This is a genomic window from Bacillus haikouensis (genome assembly GCF_013179555.1).
In the GTDB taxonomy this organism is placed as follows: Bacteria; Bacillota; Bacilli; order Bacillales; family Bacillaceae_B; genus Rossellomorea; species Rossellomorea haikouensis_A.
This window is the reverse complement of record NZ_JABMCR010000178.1, coordinates 1-9,049: the sequence shown is the minus strand read 5'-3', so window position 1 is coordinate 9,049 and position 9,049 is coordinate 1. Positions and strand designations below refer to the sequence as shown.

Annotated in this window: 9 protein-coding genes; 2 read left to right on the top strand and 7 right to left on the bottom strand. The window is 45.9% G+C overall.

Features of this window, described 5'->3' with window-relative positions; translation table 11 throughout:
• The 3 genes from HP456_RS15935 to HP456_RS15925 form a co-directional block, all read right to left on the bottom strand.
• A partial coding sequence (locus HP456_RS15935) for a TRAP transporter large permease (RefSeq protein WP_172252856.1) occupies positions 1 to 1,053 on the bottom strand: 1,053 nt, incomplete at its 3' end.
• Between the two features lie 15 nt (positions 1,054 to 1,068).
• A complete protein-coding gene (locus tag HP456_RS15930; RefSeq protein ID WP_172252854.1) occupies positions 1,069 to 1,650 on the bottom strand; it encodes a TRAP transporter small permease in 582 nt (193 codons plus the stop codon).
• A gap of 14 nt (positions 1,651 to 1,664) precedes the next feature.
• A complete protein-coding gene (locus HP456_RS15925; protein WP_172252852.1) occupies positions 1,665 to 2,663 on the bottom strand; it encodes a TRAP transporter substrate-binding protein in 999 nt (332 codons plus the stop codon).
• Positions 2,664 to 3,071: 408 nt separating this feature from the next.
• Between HP456_RS15925 and HP456_RS15920 the strand changes: the two genes are divergently transcribed.
• Positions 3,072 to 4,136: a YeiH family protein gene (locus tag HP456_RS15920; protein WP_172252850.1), complete on the top strand. Its 1,065-nt coding sequence runs from the start codon at positions 3,072 to 3,074 to the stop codon at positions 4,134 to 4,136.
• 123 nt (positions 4,137 to 4,259) lie between these two features.
• Positions 4,260 to 4,958: a FadR/GntR family transcriptional regulator gene (locus HP456_RS15915; protein WP_172252848.1), complete on the top strand. Its 699-nt coding sequence runs from the start codon at positions 4,260 to 4,262 to the stop codon at positions 4,956 to 4,958.
• A gap of 46 nt (positions 4,959 to 5,004) precedes the next feature.
• Here the strand turns inward: HP456_RS15915 and HP456_RS15910 are convergent, their stop codons facing one another.
• The 4 genes from HP456_RS15910 to HP456_RS15895 all read right to left on the bottom strand — a co-directional run bounded on the left by HP456_RS15910 (position 5,005) and on the right by HP456_RS15895 (position 8,720).
• Positions 5,005 to 6,102 carry an Ldh family oxidoreductase gene (locus tag HP456_RS15910; RefSeq protein WP_246289127.1) on the bottom strand — a complete coding sequence of 366 codons (1,098 nt, stop codon included), beginning with the start codon at positions 6,100 to 6,102 and terminating at the stop codon, positions 5,005 to 5,007.
• A 44-nt stretch (positions 6,103 to 6,146) separates the two neighbouring features.
• Positions 6,147 to 7,301, bottom strand: a complete 1,155-nt coding sequence (locus HP456_RS15905; RefSeq protein ID WP_172252846.1) for a UxaA family hydrolase — start codon at positions 7,299 to 7,301, stop codon at positions 6,147 to 6,149.
• Positions 7,302 to 7,304: 3 nt separating this feature from the next.
• The gene (locus tag HP456_RS15900; RefSeq protein WP_172252844.1) at positions 7,305 to 7,649 is read right to left on the bottom strand and encodes a UxaA family hydrolase; all 345 of its coding nucleotides are present in this window, start codon (positions 7,647 to 7,649) and stop codon (positions 7,305 to 7,307) included.
• A gap of 120 nt (positions 7,650 to 7,769) precedes the next feature.
• A complete protein-coding gene (locus tag HP456_RS15895; RefSeq protein ID WP_172252842.1) occupies positions 7,770 to 8,720 on the bottom strand; it encodes a hydroxyacid dehydrogenase in 951 nt (316 codons plus the stop codon).
• Between the last annotated feature and the right edge of the window lie 329 nt (positions 8,721 to 9,049).

Sequence of the window (9,049 nt, the reverse complement as noted above, 5' to 3'; positions counted from 1 at the left end):
CATGGCGATCGGCAGCAGCAGCGGTGTCAGGATGGTAATGGCCGCCGATGCATTGAGGAAGCATCCTGCGATGAAGAAAATGATGTTGAACATGAGCAGGATCAATAGCTTATTATCCGAAAAGCTTGTGACCAGCTGAGCCAGCTGCTGTGGAATCTGCTCTGCCGTCAGGAGCCATCCGAACAGGTTGGCTGCCGCAATGATGAACACAACCATCGCCGTCATTTTCCCTGCGCGCAGGAACGAATCCGGGATGTCTTTCCAGTCCATATCTTTATATATGAACTTATTTATAAAGAAGGCATAGGCAGCAGCTGCGGCCCCGGCTTCGGTCGGCGTGAAGATACCCCCGCGGATACCAAAGATGATGATAAACGGCAGGACGAGTGCAAGAGCGCCTTCGATAAACGTTCTTCTGAAGGAAGCAAACTCAAATTTGCCTGCTTCTTCTGAATACCCCTTCTTTCTAGTAATCCAATAATTCAGCATCATGATGGAAAGCCCGATAATGATACCAGGCACAATTCCTGCCGTGAACAAGTCACCGATTGAAACTCCTGCTGTAACCCCGTAAACAATCATGGGGATCGACGGCGGGATGACAACGGCAATGGTTCCGGCACTGGCCACCGTAGCGGCGGCAAATCCTTTATCGTATCCTTTCTGCTCCATCATCGGGATCATCATTTTACCTACAGCAGCGGTATCTGCGGCACCGGATCCTGAAATCCCGGCAAAGAACATGCTTGTCAGCGTGGATACCTGTGCAAGTCCTGCCCTGATCCACCCCACTGTCGCAAAGGCAAAGGCAGCAATCCTTTTCCCCATACTCCCCGACATCATGAACTCACCGGTCAGCATGAAGAACGGGATGGCCAGCAGCGGGAATGAATCAGTAGAGGTGATCAACCTTTGTGGAATGACTTCTAACGGAACATAGTAGATACTTGCCACAAATCCTGCCACCGATGCCCAGATCAGGGACATGGCAATCGGAACACCTATCAGCATCAATAGAAACAATACACCCAGAGCTACTATTGCAACGGTCACATCAATTCCCCCTCATTATCCTATATTGGTTTGCTGTTGCTGGACTTCTTCCACTTTCATGGCATCATCATCCTCCGCCTTGTTCTGATCCATATTGAACAGATTGGAAAGGCAGTGAATCAGACAGAAGAAAGAGCACACAAGAACTGCAGCATAGATGAGGGTCATATTGATTCCCATAGAGGGAGAGATTTGAAGTTTCGTAAATTGCAGTATCCTTCCGCCAAAGAAGATCAGGAATAGGAACAAAACAGCGTTCAATGATTCTACAAAGTAATTCAAATATTTTTTTGGTTTCTCAGATAAATAGTGATGTAAAAATTCCACCTGGGCATGGCCCTTCGCCTTATACACGATGCCAATCCCCAGGAATACAATCCACACGAACAAATAACGTATCAATTCTTCAGCCCATGTCAGGTTGAATACAGAGAAATCAATCATCGGAAACGTATTTTCAGCAAATTCGCTTTGAAGCACAAAACGTGAGAAGACCTGGTAGACGGTCGTGACAAATGCAATCATAAAAAATCCAATCAAGATTCCCCTGCTGACCCGGTCGACACGCTTACTCATCGCAGATATAAACTGTCTCATTTCAATCCCCCTTCTTATTCCCGTAAACGATCGATTTCTTCAAAGATTTCTTTCCCGATCGATTCTTCAAATTCCTTATAAACCGGTTCAACTGCTTTTCTGAAAGATTCTCTGTCCGGGTTTTCTTCGATTTCCACATCCGTCTTCTTTAAATCCTCAAGCAGCTTTTCTTCAGCTTCCATGGCCACCTGTCTTTCATAGTGGACGGATTCTTTCGCTGCATCATCGACTACTTGTTGGAGATCTTCGGGGAGGGTGTCATACGTTGTTTTACTCATAATAAAGACAGCGGCATCATAGTTGTGGGCGGTTAGAGATAAATATTTCTGCACTTCGTTGAATTTGTTCAAATAGATCTGCGCCAATGGATTTTCCTGACCATCGACCACATGCTGCTCTAAAGCAGTGTACAATTCCCCGAAAGGGATCGGGACCGGTGTCGAACCAAGCGCCTTGATAAATGAGATATAAGGAGGTGATTCCTGGACGCGAAGCTTCATGCTTGCAGCATCTTCACTTGTTTTGATCTGCTGTTTGTTGTTTGTCATATGCCTCCAGCCATTCTCCATATACCCCAGATTCACCAACCCTCTCGTTTCCAAATCGGATGCGATATCCTTGCCGATCTTGCCATCCAGGACCTTGAATGCATGCTCTCTGCTTTCAAATAAGTAAGGAAGATTCAAAAGGTTAAATTTTGGCGCGAAATTGGTGACGGGTGCAACCGATCCAATGTGAAAGTGAATCGAGCCTATTTGCGCTCCTTCAATCTGGTCGCGTCCATTGCCCAGCTGGCTGCTGGGATAAATGTCAATTTGCATTCGGCCGTTTGATTTCTCTTCCACCAGTTCCTTGAACTTCAAGGCTCCCTTATGATACGGATGGGTTTCCGTCTGCATATGGCCCAGCCTCAGTACATACTCAGCAGATCGTTCACTTCCTTTTGTTACGTTTGAGCAGCCGCTGATCAAGATCAGCATGGTGATTAACAGATAAGATAAGTACTTTTTCATCTAACACCCTCCTAATGTTCTGAAATCGTGTAAGCCCTTACATTTTCATGCGGGGTTATCTCTTAGGTGCTGCTTTCTTTATAAAAAAAAGCCGTGAACTCTCCTCTTTAACTGTTCAGGCTTGATTTTCCGGTCAATAAATGAATCATTTATGCTGGCAGAAAAGGATTTCTTACTATATTCTTTGATGAGTGTACGTTTTCCTTTCCGATTTTTATAAAGTGTCGATTGACACATCAGGTTCAGTCACCCAACCACTATTATTAGTTTATTTATAATTTTCTAAAAAATCAATACTTTTTCTACGAAATTTCAAAAATTTTCATTGAAGTATCGGTGCAAGCATGATTTAATTAACTTATATTGGTTGGGTCACTGTGCCAATTATCAGTATAGGGGGTTATCGATATGAGTCCGATAGGGGCTGCGAAGACAAAGGAAGAATCTATTCCGCTGGCATCTAAACAGAAACACAAATCATTAAGGGTTAAAAAAGGCTGGGTAAAGGGCGTACTTCTAACAGCTGTGCTTGCACTGGTCGCTGGAGTCATGGCCGGTTATCCATTCTTTTCCGTAATGGGGGTCATGATCATTTCCATCCTCCTCGGTATGAGCTGGAAGGGACTGATGGACGTTCCCCATGATGCAGCACCGGGTATCACGTTCAGCAGCAAATTCCTCCTGAGAGCAGGGATTATCCTCATGGGACTGCGGCTGAACATTGAACAAATCATCTCAGCCGGCTTTTCCATCGTCCTGATTGATGTCATTGTAATTATATTTACACTGGTTTTTATGCTTTATTTAGGGAAACTGCTCTCGATCGACCGTCACCTTTCGGCTTTAATAGCGGTAGGGACAGCTGTCTGCGGCGCAGCAGCCATCGTGGCGGTTGCACCTTTGATATCAGCCAAGAAAGAGCTGACAGCCATCTCTGTGGCGTTTATCGCTATCATGGGTACGATTGTCACCATTTTTTATACGTTCTTATATCCTGTACTTGGATTCACACCTCATGAATACGGGATATTGACAGGTGCCACACTCCATGAGCTTGCACACGTCATCGCTGCAGCTGCTCCCGGCGGGGACGTAAGCAGTGATACCGCCATTCTAGTTAAATTGGGACGGGTAGCCCTTCTCATTCCGGTCGCCATCATCCTTGGTCTTTTCTTTTCAAAAAGGGATAAGAATGCGCCAAGACCGAAGCGTTCGTTCAAAGATCTGCCGGTTCCATGGTTTATCTTCGGCTTTCTCTTGATGTGCCTGGTCAACACCGTGGGCTTCCTTCCTTCAGCATTCACACAGATGCTCATTGCCCTCAGCATTTTCCTTCTGTCCATGGCCATGGCAGGATTGGGGCTGAGCGTAAATTTCGCTGAATTCAGGAAGCTCAATTATAAAGTATTGATTACAGGAACTGCAGGCTCTTTTGCACTCATCCTGCTCGGATGGCTGCTCACTAAACTTTAAGGTTGGTATAGAGGTTGAGCCTCTAATCATGTTACACTGAACGTACGGACTATTTTTGCACAAGTTAAAAAACTTCTATCATTTATTGACACCATCTCTAATGGATGAATCGGGGCGATCGCAATGGAATTTAATCGAAAAGGCATATCTGAGCAGGTTGCAGACAGCATAAAGAAAAAAATACAAAACGGCGAATATAAGGTGGGGGATAAGATTCCCGGAGAAAGGGAAATGGGGATTGAACTTTCCGTCAGCAGGAACACTGTACGGGAAGCATATAAAATCCTGGAAGCCTACGGCTACATTACAGCAAAGCATGGTACGGGGGTTTTTGTCGCTTCTCCTGAACATCAAATTCAAAAGATGACCGAGGCGTTTTTCGTGTCCACCGATCATATGAATGATTTCTTTTCTGTACGTAAGATACTGGAAGAATGGACCGTCAAATGGTCGATCGAGAATTCAAGTGAAGAGCAGTTTCAAGAATTGGAACAAATCATTGATGAAGCCAACACCATATTGAAAAACCAGCAGATTGATTATATGCGTCTGGCTGACCTTGACCATAAGTTTCACCTTACATTGGCCAACAACTCGAATAACCTCGTCCTCATACGGATCATGAATTTCCTGATTGATTTACTGTCAGAATCACGGACAAAGTCCATTCAAATACCGGGCAGGGCGCTTCAATCTGTGGAGGAACATACGAAAATCCTCCAGGCCATGAAACAAAACAATATCAACCTTGCTCAAAAATATATGAAAGAACATATTGAAAGTGTCGAGACCTCCATCAAGGAAAATATCGACTCCCTTTAAAGGCATAATGAAAGCCGGCCCACTGGAGCCGGCTTTTCTCTATTGATTAAACAGTTTGTTCAGAAGACGAAGGTTCTGGAAACTCCATTCCATAGGTACCGGCTATCGATTTCAATTCATTGGCGACACTGTCTGAAAGTTGAATTCCTTTCTCTTCCCGCTTGTCCCTTTCTCTTTTCCTGCGCTCACCGGGATAGCGGATTTCATCATTCCCCGGTGCTTTTGGTACAGCTTTCATCTCACCCAGCAGGTTCTGAATGGAATCAAAGAACACCTGCAGATTCATGAACTTTTCAATATCCATCAGGATGAAGAAGTGGCCGACGTTGGCATTCTCCTTCTCGTGATCTTCATAGATGCTTTTCACATGCGGGCCAAATGCGGCACCTGTCATAAGCCCCGTAAGGATTTCAACGGCAAGCGCAAGAGCAGATCCCTTCGCTCCGCCCAGCGGAAGCACGGAGCCTCCTAACGCTGCAGCCGGATCTGAAGTCGGCTCTCCATTGGCATCGATCGCCCAGCCGTCCGGAATCGGATGACCCTGTTTTTCAGCGAGAATGATCTTGCCTCTCGCCACTATGCTCGTAGATAAATCAATGATGACAGGCTGATCATCCCCGGTTGGAAACCCAAAAGCCATTGGGTTTGTACCGAAAAAGGCTTCTTTCCCGCCCCAAGGTGCAATGCCCGGAGGAGAATTGGTAAACCCGATGCAGGCCAGGTTCTCCTCACACGCTAACTGACAAAAGTAGGATGCGGTGCCGAAGTGATTACTGTTCTTGACCGCAATGGCTGTCACACCGCTTTCTTTTGCCAATTCAATTCCCTTTTTGATCGCTTTATAGCTGACCACGTGGCCAAGTCCATTATCCCCGTCGACCACCAAAACAGACGGACTTTTCTCGTTCATCCCAACACTTGGATTGATCGTGATCCTTCCATCGCTGAAACGCTTTAGATAGATGGAAAGTCTGCTGATTCCATGACTGTCCACGCCTTCCAAATTCGCCCTCAGAAGGGAATCTGTCACGACTTCAGCGTTCTCCTTCATCATACCGGCATTCTCTAATACACCCTGGCAAAATTTTCGTAATTTCCCCTCAGAATAAGTATTCATGATATGCTCCTTTTCCTGTTTATTCATGTAAAAGCATGACTCCCCGCACTGGATGTGCAGGGAGTAAGTGATCAAGCGCTTCGATATAATTTTGTCATGACAAATTCTTTATGGCCTAACGCTTCAGCCGCGGTCAGGCGTCCGTTTGCGGTCCGGCAAATCATTTCCATCAGCTGATCCCCTGCTTCTTCAAGAGAAATCTGACGGGATAACAGCCCTTGAACATCGACATCAATGTGCTCACTCATTGTACCGGCGGTAATCGGATTGGCCGTGATTTTGACGACCGGCTCGATCGGATTCCCGATGATGTTTCCTTGCCCGGTCGGGAATAAGTGAAGAACCGCCCCGCCCGCTGCCATCAATGTAATGCATTCTGCAGCGGCAGAAGAAGTATCCATGAAGTAAAGGCCGTTACCGTTCGATGGAGCTTCAGCCGGTTCAAGTACACCTATTACTTCCTTTGTACCAGTCTTTGCAATATTTCCGAGTGCTTTCTCTTCAATGGTAGAAAGCCCCCCGGCAATATTCCCTTGTGTAGGCTGGGATCCCAGCAAATCAACACCTTTTGAGTCAATTTCACCAACATAGTCGTTATAGACAGCCATGAACTTCTCATGCAGTTCAGGAGTTGCCATGCGCTCGCGGACGAGATGCTCTCCGCCGGTGAGTTCGGATGTCTCTCCGAAGAAGACTGTGGCCCCGGCATCAACCAGGCGGTCAACTGCCTGTGCAACCGTAGGACATGATCCCAAGCCCGTTGTCGTATCGGACTCACCGCATTTGATACTGACCGTTAGATCCTTCAGTTCCACAGGTTCCTTTTGAAGCTCCGTTGCCCATTGGACATATTCCTTGGCCTTCCAGGAAGCTGCACGGATCGTTTCCAGATCACCATTTCCTTCAATGGAGAAGTAGGTAACAGGCTTTCCTGTTTCTGCTATGCCGTCAGCAATTTTCTTGGACCAGTTCTCTTCGATTCCAATGACGACAACCGCTGCCACATTCGGATTTGAGCCCGTCCCGATCATCGTTCTGAAATGCAGATCAAGGTCCGGCCCATATTGCAGACGGCCATATGCATGCGGGAGGGCAAGTGTTCCCTGCACTTGTCTTGCAACCGCTTCACAGGCTGCATTTGAAATATCATCTACTGGTAAAATAACCACGTGATTCCGAATTCCCACTTTTCCATTTTCTCTGCGATATCCATAAAGTTGTGTCATCCCTTACCACCTCGCCGTTTTAATATTGTGAGTATGAACGTATTCGCCGACTTCCCATTTCTCTGTTGTGATCCCGATCTGAACACCATATTTCAATACCGGTTTATCCTTCTCCAACGAAACCAGTGAAATTTTGTGCCCCAATGGAACATCGCCTTTTGAGATCACTTTCACTTCTGAATTGTCATCCATATTGATCCCAATGACCTTCTCCCCTGCTTCGATCGGAGTCGTCGCCACCCCGACATGATCCCCCTTATGATGGATCAAAAATTTGTGGGTACTTACAGCTTTTGCTTCCTGTGCACCCTTTTCAGTAACGACACCCGCTTGCCCATTTTGACTCATGAATGCTGCCTCCTTATTATTGGTTGAGTGACCCAACCACTTAATCTACCTTTATTAAACCACCTCTCAGACTATTAGTCAATGAGATTATTTAAATTTTCAGAATTATTTTTCGACAATTTACACAGTACACAAGGACTGTTCTCCTTTCAGTACTTTGCCGATTTCCTTTGCCACCAGAAAGGAAGTCCGAACCTGGGATTCTTCCGTCAAGCCGGCAATATGAGGTGTAAGGGTCGCCGTTTCACAATGAAGCAGCGGATGCGATTCCCGGACCGGCTCCTGTTCAAGCACGTCCAAATAGGCACCCGCTATCACTCTTGTTTGTAACGCTTCCGACAGGGCGATTTCATCAATGATCCCGCCGCGTGAAGTGTTGATGACATATGCTGAAGATTTCATGATGCTGAGCTGAGGTGACGAAAGAAGATGCTGCGTCGATGATGTTAGAGGAACATGAAGCGAGACATAATCAGCCTCTTCCAATAGTTGATGAAGTGTTGACTTAACCGTGACCCCGGTCTCCGAGACGATATGGTCATACTCCGTAATAAACGGATCGTAGCCGATCAGCTTCATACCAAAGGCATTCGCCCGTCTGGCTACACGATGAGAAATCTCCCCCAGTCCGATCAACCCTACTGTCTTCTGATATAGTTCGCCGCCGGTATACTTCTTTCGGTTCCAGCTTCCATTTCGAACGTCTGAATCTGCTAAATGAAGCGGCCTTGATGAGCTGAGGATAGCAGCCATTACATATTCCGCTACAGACGTAGCATTGGCATGCCGCGCAAACACCACCTTGATGTTCTTATCCTTCGCGTACTGTACATCGATATTATCAAGCCCCACTCCCAAACGCCCAACTGCTCTCAGCCTGGAACCGGCATCCAGAAATTCTGAGTCCACCCTTGTCTGATTCCTCACAATGACTGCCTCATACCCCGGGAGAATCTCAAGCAGCCTCTCCCTGTCTGCCCAAAGAGTTTCATCATAATCCACTTCAAACCCCTGAGATTTCAGCTCTGCGATCCCTTCATCCCAAATCAATTCAGTAATTAATGCTTTCATATGGACCTTCCTCCTCTATCTGATGGTTAGGTCACCCAACCAGTTACTACCTTCATTTAACCATCTTCTTCGCGAATGGTCAATATAGTTTGAATATTCAATAATATAATTTTCGGAGAAGTAACCAGTCATTTCACTTACTAAAGATTTGACTGCCCTGCTTCAATAAATGAGTAAAAAAAGCTGAAGATCAGTTGTCTGATTTTCAGCTTTTGTCCCAGTTTATGGAATCAATCATACTTTACTCATTGAGGTAAACTGTCTGCTCCATTATCCGATAAAACTCCAGCTTCTTTTTCAATTCGTTTTTTTTACTGAAATTTTCTTTA